At 69.6% G+C, this 15,875-nt stretch carries 11 protein-coding genes; 4 read left to right on the top strand and 7 right to left on the bottom strand.

From position 1 onward, the window contains the following. Nucleotides 1–32: 32 nt before the first annotated feature. Nucleotides 33–686: an OmpA family protein gene (locus tag EJI01_RS04730; RefSeq protein ID WP_126835959.1), complete on the top strand. Its 654-nt coding sequence runs from the start codon at nt 33–35 to the stop codon at nt 684–686. On the opposite strand, the gene EJI01_RS04735 is transcribed toward EJI01_RS04730, so the two are convergent. The 4 genes from EJI01_RS04735 to EJI01_RS04755 all read right to left on the bottom strand — a co-directional run bounded on the left by EJI01_RS04735 (nt 683) and on the right by EJI01_RS04755 (nt 8,516). Next, nucleotides 683–1,306 (bottom strand): response regulator transcription factor, encoded by a 624-nt coding sequence (locus EJI01_RS04735; protein WP_126835960.1) that lies wholly within the window; start codon nt 1,304–1,306, stop codon nt 683–685. The two genes, EJI01_RS04730 and EJI01_RS04735, sit on opposite strands and share 4 nt — an antisense overlap. 163 nt (nt 1,307–1,469) lie before the next feature. Beyond that, nucleotides 1,470–3,482: a two-component system sensor histidine kinase NtrB gene (locus EJI01_RS04745; protein WP_260602339.1), complete on the bottom strand. Its 2,013-nt coding sequence runs from the start codon at nt 3,480–3,482 to the stop codon at nt 1,470–1,472. 65 nt (nt 3,483–3,547) lie between these two features. Continuing rightward, nucleotides 3,548–4,363, bottom strand: a complete 816-nt coding sequence (locus EJI01_RS04750) for a carbon-nitrogen hydrolase family protein (RefSeq protein WP_126835962.1) — start codon at nt 4,361–4,363, stop codon at nt 3,548–3,550. Nucleotides 4,364–4,391: 28 nt separating this feature from the next. Next, a complete protein-coding gene (locus EJI01_RS04755; protein ID WP_126835963.1) occupies nt 4,392–8,516 on the bottom strand; it encodes a YhdP family protein in 4,125 nt (1,374 codons plus the stop codon). Between the two features lie 25 nt (nt 8,517–8,541). On the opposite strand from EJI01_RS04755, the gene glnE reads away from it, so the two are divergent. Together glnE and EJI01_RS04765 are read left to right on the top strand one after the other, a co-directional pair. Further along, nucleotides 8,542–11,301: a bifunctional [glutamate--ammonia ligase]-adenylyl-L-tyrosine phosphorylase/[glutamate--ammonia-ligase] adenylyltransferase gene (glnE, locus tag EJI01_RS04760; protein ID WP_126835964.1), complete on the top strand. Its 2,760-nt coding sequence runs from the start codon at nt 8,542–8,544 to the stop codon at nt 11,299–11,301. Further along, the gene (locus EJI01_RS04765; RefSeq protein WP_126835965.1) at nt 11,294–12,328 is read left to right on the top strand and encodes a septal ring lytic transglycosylase RlpA family protein; all 1,035 of its coding nucleotides are present in this window, start codon (nt 11,294–11,296) and stop codon (nt 12,326–12,328) included. The genes glnE and EJI01_RS04765 overlap by 8 nt, the downstream gene beginning before the upstream one ends. 4 nt (nt 12,329–12,332) lie before the next feature. Here EJI01_RS04765 and EJI01_RS04770 read toward each other — a convergent pair whose 3' ends face one another. Both EJI01_RS04770 and EJI01_RS04775 read right to left on the bottom strand, forming a co-directional pair. Then, complete coding sequence (locus EJI01_RS04770) at nt 12,333–13,259, bottom strand: RNA polymerase sigma-70 factor (RefSeq protein ID WP_126835966.1); 927 nt, start codon at nt 13,257–13,259, stop codon at nt 12,333–12,335. A gap of 58 nt (nt 13,260–13,317) precedes the next feature. Then, a complete protein-coding gene (locus EJI01_RS04775; protein ID WP_126835967.1) occupies nt 13,318–14,175 on the bottom strand; it encodes a ferritin-like domain-containing protein in 858 nt (285 codons plus the stop codon). Between the two features lie 127 nt (nt 14,176–14,302). Here EJI01_RS04775 and EJI01_RS04780 point away from each other — a divergent pair, with 127 nt between their 5' ends. Then, nucleotides 14,303–14,890: a glutathione peroxidase gene (locus EJI01_RS04780; RefSeq protein WP_126835968.1), complete on the top strand. Its 588-nt coding sequence runs from the start codon at nt 14,303–14,305 to the stop codon at nt 14,888–14,890. 359 nt (nt 14,891–15,249) lie between these two features. On the opposite strand, the gene EJI01_RS04785 is transcribed toward EJI01_RS04780, so the two are convergent. Then, nucleotides 15,250–15,861 (bottom strand): glutathione S-transferase N-terminal domain-containing protein, encoded by a 612-nt coding sequence (locus EJI01_RS04785; protein WP_126835969.1) that lies wholly within the window; start codon nt 15,859–15,861, stop codon nt 15,250–15,252. Between the last annotated feature and the right edge of the window lie 14 nt (nt 15,862–15,875).

Genomic DNA, 15,875 nt, shown 5'->3' on the forward strand with positions numbered 1-15,875 from the left:
TTCGCTGAATTAGGCGTCAAAAAGGAATGCATATGAAAAAACTCGTACTCGCCACCACGGCAACTGCCCTCGTTCTCTCGGGCTGCGCCGGCATGAGCGACACCCAGCGCAACACCGGCATCGGCGCCGGCATCGGCGCCCTCGGCGGCGCAGCCATCGGCTCGGCAACCGGCGGCAACAGCCGCGCCATCGGCACGGGCGCTGCGGTCGGCGCGGCCGCAGGCGCGCTGGGCGGCTATCTCTGGTCGCAACGCATGGAAGCGCAAAAGCGCGAGATGCAGGCCGCCACGCAGGGCACCGGCATCGCCGTCACCCAGACTCCCAACAACGAGCTCAAGCTCGCGATCCCCAGCGATGTCTCCTTCGACACCGGCCGCTCGGCCATCAAGCCCAACTTTGCGCCGATTCTCAACCAGTTCGCCAACGGCCTGCGCAACAACCCGAACGCCGAGGTGCGCATCATCGGCCACACCGACAGCACCGGCACCGATGCGATCAACAACCCGCTGTCGGTCGACCGCGCGGCCAGCACGCGCGACTACCTGATCGCCCGGGGCGTGCCGCAGCAGGCCTTCCGCATCGAAGGCCGCGGTTCGCGCGAGCCGGTTGCCGACAATAATTCGGACGCGGGCCGGGCACAGAATCGCAGGGTCGAAATCTACGTCGGCGAACGCACGCAAGGCTAGGGCCGCAACAAGTTGGCCAGTTCCACGGCCGACTTGACTTCCATCTTCTCGAACACGCGCGCACGGTGAACCTCCACCGTGCGCACGCTGATGGAGAGCTGCTCGGCGATCAGCTTGTTGGGCAAGCCCTCGACCACGCGCCGCATCACCTCGCGCTCGCGCTCGGTCAGCTCCTCGATGCGGCGCACCAGGAGGCGCCGCGCGCGCTGCGCCTCGATGGCGCGCAGCGATGCGCCGAGCGCATGCTCGATGCGGTCGACCAGCGCGTTGTCGGAAAAAGGCTTCTCGCAGAAATCGAAGGCGCCGCGCTTCACCGCGTCCACTGCCGTGGGCACATCGGCGTGGCCGGTCAGGAAGATGACCGGCATGACCTCCAGCAGCCCGCGCTCGGCCAGCCGGTCGAACAGCACCAGCCCGCTGGTGCCGGGCATGCGCACGTCCAGCAGCAGGCAGTGCGGCTGATCGGCCAGCGGCTCCTCGGTCAAACGCAGCTCGAAGGCTTCGGCGCTTGCGAAATGTTCGCTCACCAGCCGGCGCGAACGCAGCAGCCAGGCCAGCGCCTCGCGCACGCTGGCGTCGTCGTCGACGATGAAGATCAGGGCATCGATCAAGGGCTGCATGCTTTGATTTTCCTTGCAATGGCACACAGAGCCTGCAATGCACGATACCGCCGCAGCCCCTTCGGGAAACACCGCGGAACCGGCTTCGCCGGGCCGCTGGTGTTGCCCCCGGCGAGGGGGTTGGCGTAGCGACACGAAGTGCACAAAGCCTGGGGGAGAGCCATTACGCCGCGGGGAGGGTGAAGCGGAAAACGGTGCCGCGCGGGCGCTGCGGCTCGAACACCAGCGCGCCGCCATGCTGCTCGACCACCGTGCGGCATAGGCTCAGGCCCAGGCCCATGCCGTCGGGCCGCGTGGTGAAGAAGGGCGTGAAGAGGCGCTGCGCCACCTCTTCGCCGATGCCGCAGCCGAGGTCGGCCACCGAGAATTCGATCCAGCGGCGCGTGTCGAGCTTGTCGGCGGCATCGCTGGCTTCGCCGACCGCACGGGCGCGCGCCGCGCGCAGGCGCAGCACGCGTTCGCTGAGCTCCGGCAGATCCATCGCCTGCATGCCGTTGCGAGCCAGGTTCAGGAGCACCTGCTCGACCAGCGTGCGGTCGCAGAGCACCCGCGGCAGGCGCTCCTCGAAGCTGACCTCGATGCGCACCGCGAGCTTGCGCGCCTGCAGTCGCACCAGCGGCAGCACCGCATCGAGCAAGGCCTGCGGTGCGACGGCCTCGCGCGTGCGGTCGCGCCGGCGCACGAAGTCGTGCACGCTGCGGATCACCTTGCCGGCGCGGTCGGCCTGCTCGGCGATGCGGCGCACCGCCATCGCGACCTCGCCATGGTCGCTGCCCTGCGGCGCCTGGCCCGCGCCGTGCAGCAGGTTGAGCGAGCCGCTGGCATAGCTGGCGATCGCAGCCAGCGGCTGCGTGAGTTCATGGCTCAGCAGCGAAGCCATCTCGCCGACGGTCGCCAGCCGCGCGCTGGCCTGCAGGCGCTCCTGGCTGGCGCGCGAGAGCTCCTCGATGCGGCGCTGCTCGCTGAGGTCGATGGAGGCGCTCATCCAGCCGGTCTGGGCGCCCTGCGCGTTGATCAGCGGCGCTTCGAAGATCAGCACCGGGAAGCGGGTGCCATCCTTGCGCATGAAGACCGATTCGAAGCCCTCGCGCGGCGGTGGGCCGCCAGCGAGCCGCACGGCCTGGCGCCGGCGGTACTCGTGCGCCAGCTCGGTCGGCCAGTACGGCGCCTCGCCGGCATGGTCGAGGAGTTCCTCGGCGCTGAAGCCCACCATCTCGCAGAAGGCCGGATTCACATAGGTGATGTGGCCCTGCAGGTCGCGCGCGCGCAGGCCGGTGATGACCGAGTCTTCCATCGCCTTGCGGAAGGCGAGCGCGTCGGCGAGGTCGCGTTCGGCGCGCTGGCGCCGCCGCGTGTCGCGCGCCAGCAGCACCAGCACCGACACCAGCGCGATCGAGATCGCCGTCACCAGCGCGGTCAGCAGATTGGGAAAGAGATCGGGCGCGGCGCGCCAGCCATCGACGCGCAGCATCAGGGTGGTGCCGGGCAGATCGATGAGCTGCTGCGAGGTGAACACGCGGGTGCCCAGGCGGCGCGCCGCACCGACGGCCACGAGGCGGGTGCCGTCGGCCTCGGTGAAGGCGACCTCCTGGCCGCGCGTCAGCGTCGGCGCGACCAGTTCGATCAGCGTGTCGCGCAGCGAATAGGTGGCCACCAGGTAGCCCCCGCCGTCGACCGGCAGGCACAGCTCCATCACCTCGAGGCCGCCGCTCGGGACGAAGGGCACGTAGTGGCTCGGCGAGTAGGCCGCCGCGCCGAGCTTGCGCGCCGCGGCGCAGGCGAGCGCGACGTCGGACTGGTCCACGCTGCGGCTCGACTCCTCGAACACGCGCCTGCGGTAGGGCGTGTCGGCGGCGGCCAGCGGCCGCAGCGCGGCATCGCGCCATTCGAGCCTGAGCCATTCGCGGTGCTCGCGCAGCAGCGCGGCGGCTTCCATGGGCCAGTGCTCGCGGTCCAGGCCGTCGGCCTGGGAGGCACGCAGGCTCTGCGCGTTGCGCTGCAGGCCGCTGCGCAGGTCGGACACCGCATCGGCGGTGTCTCGGTCGAGCGCGGTCTGGACCTGCTCGATCTCGTGCAGCCCCGCCAGCCACACCACGGTGACCAGCAGCGCCAGCACCAGCACGGCCAGCAACACCCAGAGGAACCAGCGCCGCCAGACGGAGCGCAGGAAGCGCAGCCACGCGAAGGCGTGGCGAAGGGTGCGGGCGGCGGGCGGCGTGGTCGACGACACCGTTAGGAAGCTCAAAGCACGCAGTGCGAAAGCGCCGGCAGCTGCGCGCGGGCACGCGTCACCTGCTCCGCATCGAGATCGAAGAGCACCACGCCTTCGTCCACCGCGCGCTCGGCTACCACCGTGCCCCAGGGGTCCACCACCATCGACTGGCCCCAGGTCTGGCGTCCGTTCTCGTGGATGCCGCCCTGCGCCGGCGCGACGACCCAGGCCAGGTTCTCGATCGCGCGGGCGCGCAGCAGCACTTCCCAGTGCGCGGCGCCGGTGGTGCGCGTGAAGGCGCTGGGCACCAGCAGCAGCTCGGCGCCCTGGCGCGCGAGTGCGCGGTAGAGCTCGGGAAAGCGCAGGTCGTAGCAGACGCTCATGCCGATGCGCCAACGGTGGCCGTCGCGCGAAGGCAGATCGAAGCAGACGGGTTCGCAGCCGGGCGCGATCACGCGGCGCTCGTCGTAGCGCTCGCGGCCGTTGTCGAAGAAGAACAGATGGATCTTGTCGTAGCGAGCCACGCGCTGGCTGTCCGGCGCGTAGGCCAGCGAGCTGTTGAACACGTGGGTTTCGTCGCCGGTCTCGAGCGGCAGCGTGCCGCCGACGATCCACAGGCCGAACTCGCGCGCCGCGTCCGCCAGGAAGCCCTGCACCGTGCCGGCGCCGGCGGTCTCGCGCAGCGCCAGCTTGTCGGTATCGCGCGCGCCCATCATGCAGAAGTACTCGGGCAGCACGGCGAGCTCGGCGCCCGCGGCGGCGGCTTCGCCCAGCAGCGCATGGGCGCGCGACAGGTTGGCTTCGCGCGCGACTGCCGACACCATCTGGATGGCTGCGACTTTCATCTCTCGATCTCCGTTGGTTCTTTCTCTTTCAGCGCGGCGTGGCCGGCGCCGGCGCGCTCACGGCTTCGGGCAGCAAACGGCGCGGCACCTTGACGATTTTCGGGTCGGTCCACGTCCCCTCGATCTGGAACTCCTGCGTGGCAGCCGCGATCAGCGGCCTGCTCAGCACCATTTGCGCAAGGAAGGTTCCCAGGCCGATCGCGGGGTTGATGGCGGTGGCCACCAGCGCCGCAGTGCCGGCATTGATCTCGGGCACTACCACCACGCGCAGCTTCTGCGTTTCGCGCGCGATGTCGGCCGAGCCGTCCATCAGCACGGCGGCGTTGACGCCCTTCATCTGCAGGTTGTTGGTGCTGGCCACGCCTTGGCTGATCGTGGCGTCGCCGCGCACGAAATCGAAGGTGAAGCCCTGGCTGAACACATCGCGGAAGTCGAGCGTGAGGCGCCGCGGCAATGCCTGCAGGCTCAGCACGCCGAGCAGCTTGGCGATGCCCGGCTCGGCCTTGAGGAACTGGCCCTGCCCGACATCGATCTGCAGCTGTCCGCCCAGGCTCGGATAGTCGAGCGAGAAGGGCGAGCCGCTCCAATGGACCTCGCCCTCGAGCCGGCCGCGGCCGCGCCGCACCACGTCCTTCATGCCGAAGCGCGCGAGCAGCTCGCCGGCGTCGGCGATCTCGAGCTTGAAGTCCATGGTGGTGCGGCGCTGCTCGCGTCCGCGCGCGGCCGCGCCGCCCGGCACCGCGGCCCAGCTGCCCTGTGCCGTGAAGGTGGCTTCGGGGGTGCTGAAGGCCAGCTTGTTGAGCCGCCATTCGCGCCCCGCGCCGCCCCGGTTCACGGCGTCGATCTCGGCGCGGCCGAGGCGCCGGCCCAGGAGCTCGAAATCATCGACCACGATGTCGAGCGCCGGCAGCGTGCCGGGCTGCTCGTCGAGCAGCGACTCCACCGCGCTGGCCTCGCTGGGCGCGATCTTGAGGCGCGCGAGCCGCGCATGCAGGCGCCCGTCCTGCGCGCTGCGGTACTCGGCGTAGCCGCTCAACTCCGTGGCGTCGATGTTGGCGCGCCACAGGCCGCCGTCGCGCGTGCCGCCCATCACCACGTTGTGCAGCGTTCGGCCGCCGACCGCGAGCTCCTTCGCGCGCACGGCGAGGACGGTGGGCAGGTAGGCGGAGGCGCTGTCGGCAGCGCCATCGCCGGCCGCTGTCGACTCGGCGGGCTTGCCGGCGGCCTCGCTGAAGAGCGCCTGCCAAGCCCGCACGTCGATGCGCGCGAGCTGGATGTTGGCGAGCACGCCGCGCTCCGGCGCCGCCGCGGATTCGCCCGCCGCCAGGCCGATGCCGATGCCGCCGCGCAGCACGCGCGGTTCGCCGCCGGAGATGTCGCGCACGTAGGAGGCCGATCCGACGCGGCCCAGCTCGATCGACAGCCGGTCGTGCAGCAGTGGCGTTGCGCCGGGCCGCGCCTCGCGCAGAACGATCTTCTTCTCGATCGACAGCGGCATCGGCTCCTCGGCCGGCTTGGCCAGCGGCGCGGGCAGCTGCAGCGCGAGGCCCTGCAGATTGCTGACGAAGGAGAACTCGGAGGCGCCCTCGCGCACCGCGAAAGAGGCGGTGTAAGGCGTGCTGCCGCTGGTGTTCTTCGCCAGGCGCGCGAGCCAGTCGACTTCGCGCGCCGCGCGCAGGCCGTCGGCGGTGGCCGTGCCCTGGGCGCGAATGCTCAGCTCGTTGGCGGTGCCGGCATAGCGGCCGGCGCCCTCGATGCGCAGCGCGCCGCCCAGCGCGCGGGCTTGCACGCCGGCCAGCGAGAAGCCGTTTTCGGTGAAGCTCAGCGTGCCGCGCGCCTGGGTGAGCGGCGGTATTTCGGGGGCGATCTGGATCTCGTTGTCGGCCAGGGCGACGCTGGCCTGCAGCTTGGTTTTTTCCATCGCGTCGAGCGGCAGTTCCAGGCGCAGCCGGTAGTCGGCGTTGCCGGTGGCGCGCGCCTGCGCCAGCGTCGGCGCGGCCTCGCCCGCGAGCGGCGATCCGGCGCGCAGCAGTTCGGCCAGCGGACCCTTGGCCTGGGCATCGACCTTGAGCACCGGCGCATGGTGCGCCATGTCGGCGATCTGGGCTTCGGCCTTGGCGATCTCGATGCCGGGCGCGCCGGCAATGCGCCCGCGCGCATTGCGCACCAGCATGCCGGAGCGCTCGAAGACCAGCTCGCCGGAGAGGCCATTGAGCGCGGGCCAGGTTTTCGCGTCGCCCGCGACGGGCGGCACATAGGCGTAGGTGACGTCCGCCACGCGCGCGGCGATGCGGAAGTCGCCGTGCCGCGGATCGTCGAAGGGCATGTCGTGCAGATCGCCCTTGACCTTGAAGTCGACCACGCTGGCGCTGCCCTTGACGACCGCGTCGCGCACGTAGTCGCGCGTGTGCTTGGGGATGTGCAGCGGCAGGTAGCGGAACACGCGCGTGCCGTCGGCGCGGCTGAGCTTGCCCTGCAGATCGAGCACGCCCGGAAAGCGCGAGCGGCCGCGCGAAGTGGCCGGATCGCTGGTGCGCCAGCTGGCCTGCGCCTCGCCCTTGGCGTCGGCGTTGGCGAATTCCAGGTTGGCGAGCTGCAGCTGGGACTTCTCGCCGTCGATCTTCCATGTGAGCTGGGTGGACAGCTGGTCGATCGAGATCATCGGGTCCTCGAACACGCCCGGAAACTCCAGCGCGCCGTTCGCGATCGAGACCGAGGCGTTGCCGCCGGCCTGGGTGGCGTCGAAGTCGATGGTCGCGCCGCGCAGGCCGGGCGCGCCGACCGGCGGCTGCGGCTGCGGCGCGGCAGCGGCCGATGCAGCCGAACGCGGCGCCGGCGAGGCGGGCACGGTGGCCGTCGGGGTGCCGGGCTGCGAGGCGATGCCGAATCCGCTGACCCGGCCGCGTGCCTGGTACTTGTCGGGCGCGCCGAGCGAGCCCTGCCAGCTGGCGTCGATGCGCTCGACCAGGCCGCGCGGCTCCAGGCCGCCGATGAGCTTGTGCGTCGCCTCACCGAGCGGCAGGCGATCGGCGATCAGCGCCAGCGCCGCGAGATCGAGCCGGTCGGCGCGCAAGGTGCCGCGTTCGGAGCCGCGGCCCTTCGCGGGCGTGTGCTGGAACCACAGGTTGCCGCCCGGCCAGCGCATGCCGTCGGCGGTGTCGAACTGCAGATCGGTGGTGGCGAACTCCAGGGTTTCATCGGTCATGCGGCCGGCGAGGCGCCCGGTGACGGCGCGCAGCACCAGCGGCTGGAGCGCCTTGCCGAGCGAGGTGTCGACGCGCAGCAGCGCCAGGTCGACGGCACCGCCGATGACCTTGCCCTCGTTGACATCGGCCCAGACGCGCAGCGCGCCGTCGCCCTCGCGGATGCGGGCGTCGAGCGCCACGTACTGGCCGAGCCGCGTGACGTCGATGCGCGGCAGATCGGCATAGGCCTGGCCGTCCCAGCTTTGCCACTTGCCGGTGCGCACGGACAGCAGCGGCTGGCGGAACTGGCCGCGCAAGGTGAAGCGCTCGCCCCAGCCGGCCGGCGGCGTGGCGTCGAGCCGCATCGCATGGCGGCGGCCACCGTTGCGGGCGACGAACTGCACGTCGGTCAACAGCAGCGGGGCCGCGCCGCGGCGCTCGTCGGTCCAGCGCACGGTGCCGCCCTTGATCACGAACTCGCGCTGGGCGAAGAACCAGTCGGCGCCGCGGCCTTCGCCGGTGGTGTCGGTCGACATGTCGAGGCCGGCCACGTGCAGCTTGCCGAGCGCGTCCAACCGCACCTCCAGCTGCGGCTGCTCGATATAGAGCTGCTCGAAGCTCAGGCGCCAGATGGAGCGCGGCGAGACGCTGGCCACCACGCGCGCGAGGCGCAGCGCCTCGCGCTGGCGCTCGTCGTGCAGCACCACGTCACGCAGCTCGAAGCTCGGAAACAGGCTGCCGGAACGGGCGGTGATCGAACCGATGCGCACCGGCACGCCCATGGCCTTGCTGGCCTGCGCTTCCAGCGCGGCACGGTAGTCGCCGATTCGCGGCACAATCCAGACGTGTAGGACTACGACTGACAGCGCAAGCAGCAGCCATGCACCGATCAGCAAACCCAACAACCAGTGCGCCGTCACAGCGGTGATCTTGAGCAGACGTGAAGGGGAAGACGTCGTGTCGTTCATTGAGGATCGCGCTGTGTCAGGAATTATGACCGCCAGCTCCCACCCGGGTTCCGTCGAAGCCGAAGTCGTCGCGGCTCCATCCTTGTCCGACTACTCGCGCTTCGTGCAGCGCCTGCGCCGCCGCTACGCCGCAGAACTCGCGCTGCTGCCGCCCGGCGAGCCGTTGCGCGAGCACATGGCGCAGGCTTTCGGCGCGCTGCGCGAGCGCGGCGACAACGTGGCCGATGCGCTGCGAACCGTGCGGCAGCTGGTGATGGAGCGGCTCATCACGCTGGACTGCGACCATCACGCGCCGCTGGCCGTGGTCACCACCGCCGTGACCCAGCTGGCCGAATTCGCGCTCGACGTCGCCTGCCGCGAAGCCTGCGCCGAACTCGACGCCCAGCACGGCGCACCCCTCGGCCCCGAAGGCCAGCGCGCCCAGCTCTGGGTGGTGGGCATGGGCAAGCTCGGCGCCCGCGAGCTCAACGTGTCGAGCGACATCGACCTGATCTATCTCTACGACCAGGACGGCGAAACCGCGGGCGATGCCGACGGCCGCTCGCGCCTCTCGAACCAGGAGTACTTCGCGCGCGCCGTGAAGCGCATCTTTGCCCTGGTGGGCGACACCACCGCGCACGGCTTCGTGTTTCGCGTCGACCTGGCGCTGCGCCCTAACGGCAATTCGGGGCCCAGCGCGGTCTCGCTCGATGCGCTCGAAGAGTATTTCCAGGTGCAGGGCCGCGAGTGGGAGCGCTTTGCCTGGCTCAAGAGCCGCGTGGTGGCGCCGCAGTCGGTGGTGGACGACCGCTCGGCCCGCGCGCTGCGCAGCGTGGTGCTGCCCTTCGTGTTCCGGCGCTATCTGGACTACAACGTGTTCGACTCGCTGCGCACGCTGCACCGGCAGATCCGCGAGCAGGCCGCGCGCCGCAGCGCCGGACGGCCCGAGCGCGCCAACGACGTCAAGCTCTCGCGCGGCGGCATCCGCGAGATCGAGTTCACGGTGCAGCTGCTGCAGGTGGTGCGCGGCGGCCAGTTCCCCGAGCTGCGCACCCGGCCCACGCTCGATGCGCTGCAGCGCCTGGCGCGCGCCAACCTGATGCCGCAACAAACGGCCGATGCGCTGGCCGCGGCCTACGAATTCCTGCGCCGGGTCGAGCACCGCATCCAATATCTGGACGACCAGCAGACCCATGTGCTGCCGGTGCACGACGAAGACTTGCGCTGGATCGCGCGCACGCTCGGCTATGCCGACTGCTGCCCCTTCCTGGCGCAGCTCGATGCCCACCGCGAATTCGTCGCGCAGGAGTTCGACAAGCTGCTGGGCGGCAAGAAGCCTTGCTCACGCTGCAACGGCAGCAGCGGCAACCCGGCGCCGGCCGACCTGAGCGACCTGGTCGACGAGCTGCCGCCGGCCTTTGCCGAACGCATCCGGGAGTGGTGCGAAAACCCGCGCGTGACCGCCTTGCGCGACGAAACGCGCGCGCGGCTGCGCCAGCTCGTGCAGCGCACCGGCCAGTGGCTGCGGGAACCCGACAGCGAAGCCCCGGGGCAGATCAGCCACCATGTGGACGCCGCGCTGCGCTGGGCCGACTGGATCGAGCCCTTGCTCCGGCGCGAGAACTACATCGCGCTGCTGGTCGAGCGGCCGGCGGTGCAGGAGCGGCTGCTGCGCCTGCTGGGCTCGGCCAAGTGGCCGGCACGCTACCTGATGCAGCATCCCGGCGTGATCGACGAACTGGCCAGCAACGAGATGCTGGCCGGGCGCTTCTCGGCCACCGAGTTCGAGCGCGAGCTGGAAGACCGCCATCGCTCGCTGCGCCAGACCGGCGAGGCCGACGAGGAGCGCCTCCTGAACCTGCTGCGCCATGCGCACCACGCGGAGGTGTTTCGCACGCTGGCACGCGACGTCGACGGCCGCATCACGGTCGAGCAGGTGGCCGACGATCTCAGCGCCCTGGCCGATGCGGTGCTGCGCGTGACGGCGCGCTGGTGCTGGCCCCATGTGCGCAATCCGCACCGCGAAGCGCCGCAGTTCGCGATCATCGGCTACGGAAAACTCGGCGGCAAGGAGCTCGGCTACGGCAGCGACCTCGACATCGTGTTCGTCTACGACGACGACGACGAGCGCGCCAGCGAGGTCTATGCGTCCTTCGTGCGCAAGCTGATCAACTGGCTCACGGTCAAGACGCGCGAAGGCGACCTGTTCGAGATCGACACCGCGCTCAGGCCCAACGGCAACTCCGGCCTGCTCACGACCAGCTTCGAGGCCTACGAGAAATACCAGCTCGGCCGAGGCAGCAACACCGCCTGGACCTGGGAACACCAGGCCATGACGCGCGCACGTTTTGTCCTGGGTGATTCATCGCTGGGCGAGCGCTTCGACCGCATCCGCGAAGCCGTGATCACCTCACCGCGCAACCGCGACGCGCTCAAGGCCGAGATCGTCGCGATGCGCGCCAAGGTCAGTGCGGCTCGGCCAGTGAGGCCCGAGCGCTTCGACGTCAAGCACAGCCCCGGCGGCATGGTCGATGCCGAGTTCGCGGTGCAGTTCCTCGTGCTGTCGGAAGCGAAGGCGCATCCAGAGCTGATTCCCAACGTGGGCAACATCGCGCTGCTGCTGCGCGCCGAGAAAGCCGGCCTGCTGCCTGAGGGCATCGGACGCAATGCGGCCGCCGCCTATCGCGAGCTGCGCCGCGTGCAGCACCGGGCGCGGCTCAACGAAGAGCCGACGCAGGTACCGATGAGTTCGCTCGCGGCCGAGCGCGAGGCGATGCTGGCCTTGTGGAAGGTAGTGTTTGGATAAGTCGCACCTCCCTGCCCTGATCGCGGGCGCGGCGCTCGCGCTGCTGGCCGGTTGCGCCAGCGGACCGCGCGGCAGCGCCGGCATCGGCCGCGACGGCCCGGACGCCAATCCGCCTGCTGGACTCAGCCAGGTTCCCGATGCGCAGCCGCGCATCGAAGCGATCCGCAGCAGCGGCGGCACCAGCAAGCCCTACGTGGTGCTGGGCCGCTCCTATGTGCCGATCACCGACGACCGGCCGTGGCGCGAGACCGGCCTCGCCTCCTGGTATGGCCGCAAATTCCACAGCCAGTCCACCGCCAGCGGCGAGCCCTACGACATGTACGCGATGACGGCGGCGCACAAGACGCTGCCGCTGCCGAGCTATGTGCGCGTGCGCAACCCGGCCAACGGACGCGAGGCGATCGTGCGCGTGAACGACCGCGGCCCCTTCCATGACGACCGAATCATCGACTTGAGCTACACCGCGGCGCTCAAGCTCGACCTGCTGCGCGGGGTGGCGCCGGTGGAGATCGAGCGCATCACGAACGAGGACATCCGCGCGGGTACCTGGCGTCGCGGCGACGCGGGCGCGACAGCGCTGGCGTTCGCGGCGCCGGCGGCATCAGCGCCAGCAGCGCCGCGCGCCTTGGCTGCGCCAGCCTCCGACAGCGTCGCCGTCCCTGCGGCCCTCACCCGCCCGGTGGTCGCCATGCCGAGCGCAGAGGTGCGCGAGCTCGCGGCGCTGCCGCCGCTCACGCCCGAGGCAGCGCCGTCCGCGCCCGAAGCCCCAACGGCCTCCATGAAATTGCCCGCCTCCGGCTTCTGGGTGCAGCTGGGCGCCTTCAGCCAGCGCGACGGCGTCGATCGCTTCCAGCAGCAGGTGGCACGCAGCCTGCCCGTGCTGGCGCCGGCGCTCAACGTGTTCGCGGAGCGCGGCACCTACCGGCTGCAAGCCGGGCCCTATGCCTCGCGCGAGCTGGCGCGGGACATGGCCGAACAGGTGCGCAATGGACTTCAGCTTGCGCCGATGATCGTCGAGCGCCGCTGAGCATTCAGGGCGCGGGCGTCCGGAGCCCCAGCAGCTCCTCGCGCGTGATGGCCCGCGACGCGAACTGCGCGGCAATGCGTTGCAGCTTCTCGGGATTGCGCTGCGTGCGGATGCGCAGGATGCGCTCGCCGTCGGTCTCGATGGTCTGCACCGACTCCAGCGCGCCGTTGAAGAAGCGCAGCAGGCCCGGCTCGCCATTGACTTCCACGACCTGCAGGCGCAGGCCGATCCCAAGCAGCCGCACGACCGCGTAGTAGTACTGCGCAATGCGCTGCGCGCCGCGCAGCATCGCGCGGAAGGCAGGCACCTTGCCGCCGCTGTCGCCGATCAGCTCGACGTCTTCGGCCAGCAGCGCCTTCAGCCGCTGCATGTCGCCGCTGGCCGCCGCTTGCGCGAAGCCCTCCAGCAGGCGCCGGTGGGCCTCGCGCTCCACCGCGAAGCGCGGGCGTTCGTCCTGGATCTGGGTCTTGGCGCGATGCACCAGCTGGCGGCAGGCCGCCTCGCTCTTGCCGAGGGTGCGGGCCACGTCTTCGTAGTCGGCATCGAACACCTCGCGCAGCAGGTAGGCGGCGCGCGCTTCGGGCGCCAGCCGCTCGAGCACGGCGAGGAAAGCCATCGAGACGTCGTCGGCGCGCTCCAGCATCTGCTCCGGCGAAGCCGGCGCATCGGTCACGAGCGGCTCGGGCAGCCAGGTGCCGACGTAATGATCGCGCTGCTGCTTGGCGGCGCGCAGCCGGTCGATCGACAGGCGCGTGACCACCGTGACCAGCCAGGCCTCGGGGTTGTTCAGCGCATCGACCGTGGCATCGTTCCAGCGCAGCCAGGCGTCCTGCACGACGTCTTCGGCATCGGCCGTCGAGCCGAGCATGCGGTAGGCGATGCCCAGCAGCCGCCGGCGATGGCGGTCGAAAGTTTGGGTGGAAGCGTCCATATGCAAGCAAGACGGACGAGACGCACGTTTTGTGACGCGCGCCGAAGGAAACGCGGGCTCAGGCGCCCTGGTAGGCCGGCTGGGGGCCCAGCGTCGCCGCCAGTTCCTTGCGGTAGCGGTTCAGCTCCTGCACGGTCTTGAAGCTGCGGTTCATCAACAGGCTCAGGTTGTGCAGGATGCGCTCGCCGACCTTGTTCTCCCAGACGGCATCGAACTTGATCTGCTTGTCCAGCCAGTGCTCGAGCCAGTCCGGATCGGGCACGCGGCTCTGGATCGTGTCGCGCGGGAACAGCGCCTTGTTGACGTGCAGGTTGGTCGGATGCAGCGCCTGGGCGGTGCGCCGGGCGCTGGCCATCAGCACGCCGACCTTGGTGAAGGCGGCGCGCGCCTCGTCGCCGAATTTTTCCATCGCGCGCTTCATGTAGCGCAGGTAGGCGCCGCCGTGGCGGGCCTCGTCCTGGCTCAGCGTGGTGTAGATGTGCTTGATGACCGGCTCGGTGTGCCACTCGGCCGCGCGGCGGTACCAGTGGTTGAGGCGGATCTCGCCGCAGAAATGCAGCATCAGGGTTTCGAGCGGCGGCGCGGGGTCGAAGTCGAAGCGCACGTCGTGCAGCTCCTGCTCGGTGGGGGCATGCTGGGGGCTGAAGCGCTTCAGGTACTCCATCAGCACCAGCGAGTGCTTCTGCTCCTCGAAGAACCAAATCGACATGAAAGCCGAGAAATCACTGTCATGCCGGTTGTCGCGCAGGAACATCTCGGTGGCCGGCAGCGCCGCCCACTCCGTGATCGCGTTCATCTTGATGGTCTGGGCCTGCTCTTCGGACAGGCGGCTTGCGTCGAAAGACTGCCACGGAATATCCTTGTCCATGTCCCAGCGGACGGATTCGAGCTGTCTGAAGAGTTCCGGATAAAGCATCAAAGTCTTTCTTAAGCCGACGGATTTTAGTCGGCTGTCTTGGCGCGCTCGTGACAAGCGCGCGATGATGGCGGTTGCGCGCGCCGCCGTGGTGCGGATGCAACCCATTTCACACCGGAAAATCGCCATGCGAACCTCGATCCGACGGCCAGTGCTTCTTCTTCCGGCGATCGCGGCTGCCGCCCTGCTTCTGCCTGTCAGCGCCAGCGCCCAGGCCGCGAGCGCCCCGGCCGGCTGCCCGCCCATCCTGCAACACACCTTCCCACGGCTGCAAGACGAAAAACCCCAGTCGCTGTGCCAGTACGCGGGCAAGGTGGTGCTGGTGGTCAATACGGCGAGCTTTTGCGGCTTCACGCCGCAGTACAAGGGCCTGGAGGCGCTGGACAGCAAATACCGCTCGCGCGGACTGGTGGTGCTTGGCTTCCCCTCCAACGACTTCTCGCAGGAGACCGGCACGAACAAGGAGATTGCCGAGTTCTGCGAAAGCACCTTCGGCGTGAAATTCCCGATGTTCGCCAAGTCCTCAGTTCGCGGCCCGGGCGCCAATCCGCTGTTCAAGGAGCTGGCGCAAGTCTCGGGCACCACGCCGAAGTGGAACTTCTACAAGTACCTGATCGGCCGCGACGGCAAGGTGGTCGAGTCCTATTCGAGCATGACCTCGCCGGACGATCGCGGCTTCGTGCGCGACCTGGAAAAGCAGCTCGATCCCCGCTGAGACGCATCCTTCGCAGCTCGTCACAAATGCTTACCACTGCCCCGGGAACCGGCTCCGGCTGGCTGGGCTCATACCGGTCTCGGGCGCAGAAAGCCCGGCCATTTTTCATGTTGCGAGGTCTTCCAGGCGCTTGCCGTCTGGTCGAAATCCCGAGGCGATTCTTCTCCTCCTCCCTCCCTCCCTCCTTCGTTTCGGGGCGCCTCGCAGCATTTTTGTCTCTCCCCCAGGCTTCCCCACTTCGTGTGGTCCGCCAACCCCCTTCCGGGGGCAACACCAGCGGCCCGGCAAAGCCGGTTCCGTGGTGTTCACCAACAAAAAGCCCCGCAATGCGGGGCTTTTGTTTGGGGCGCTGGATGGCTCTAAGGCGCCGTGTCGGCGAAGCTGGGACGCAGCATCAGCTTGTCGTAGAGCTTGCTCAGGTTCGAATGCTCGCTGCGCCAGTCGATCTCGGGAAAGCGATAGCCGACCCAGCCGAGCGCGCAGCCGACCGCGATGTCCGACAGGCTCAGGTGGATGCCGCTGCAAAAAGGCTTGTCGCCCAGGCCCTTGGCCATCGCGCGGATGCCGCCCTCGACTTTGGCGCGCTGGCGGTCGATCCAGGCCTGGCTGCGCTCGCCATCGGCGCGGCGGGCCCAACTCGCCTCGAGGCGCCAAAGCACGCCTGCATCCATGACGCCGTCGGCCAGAGCTTCCCAGGTCTTCACCTCGGCGCGCTCGCGGCTTTGCTGCGGGATCAGCTTGCCGACCGGCGAGAGGGTGTCGAGGTACTCGACGATCACGCGCGAGTCGAACATGGCCTCGCTGCCGTCCATGATCAGGCAGGGAACCTTGCCGAGGGGATTGGAACTGGCGATGGTCGTGTCTTCGGACCAGACGTCTTCGATCACGAACTGGTAGTCGAGCCGCTTTTCGGCCATGACCACGCGCACCTTGCGCACATAGGGGCTGGCAGCGGATCCGATCAGTTTCATGCAGGCTCTCTCCC

Origin of the sequence: Variovorax sp. MHTC-1 (genome assembly GCF_003984645.1) — a bacterium.
Lineage (GTDB): Bacteria > Pseudomonadota > Gammaproteobacteria > Burkholderiales > Burkholderiaceae_C > Variovorax.

Bases quoted from the DNA above. Each gene is read 5' to 3' on its own strand.
- EJI01_RS04730 (WP_126835959.1), top strand. From the start codon at position 33: ATGAAAAAACTCGTACTCGCCACCACGGCAACTGCCCTCGTTCTCTCG.
- EJI01_RS04735 (WP_126835960.1), bottom strand. From the start codon at position 1,306: ATGCAGCCCTTGATCGATGCCCTGATCTTCATCGTCGACGACGACGCC.
- EJI01_RS04750 (WP_126835962.1), bottom strand. From the start codon at position 4,363: ATGAAAGTCGCAGCCATCCAGATGGTGTCGGCAGTCGCGCGCGAAGCC.
- EJI01_RS04755 (WP_126835963.1), bottom strand. From the start codon at position 8,516: ATGAACGACACGACGTCTTCCCCTTCACGTCTGCTCAAGATCACCGCT.
- glnE (WP_126835964.1), top strand. From the start codon at position 8,542: ATGACCGCCAGCTCCCACCCGGGTTCCGTCGAAGCCGAAGTCGTCGCG.
- EJI01_RS04770 (WP_126835966.1), bottom strand. From the start codon at position 13,259: ATGGACGCTTCCACCCAAACTTTCGACCGCCATCGCCGGCGGCTGCTG.
- EJI01_RS04775 (WP_126835967.1), bottom strand. From the start codon at position 14,175: ATGCTTTATCCGGAACTCTTCAGACAGCTCGAATCCGTCCGCTGGGAC.
- EJI01_RS04780 (WP_126835968.1), top strand. From the start codon at position 14,303: ATGCGAACCTCGATCCGACGGCCAGTGCTTCTTCTTCCGGCGATCGCG.
- EJI01_RS04785 (WP_126835969.1), bottom strand. From the start codon at position 15,861: ATGAAACTGATCGGATCCGCTGCCAGCCCCTATGTGCGCAAGGTGCGC.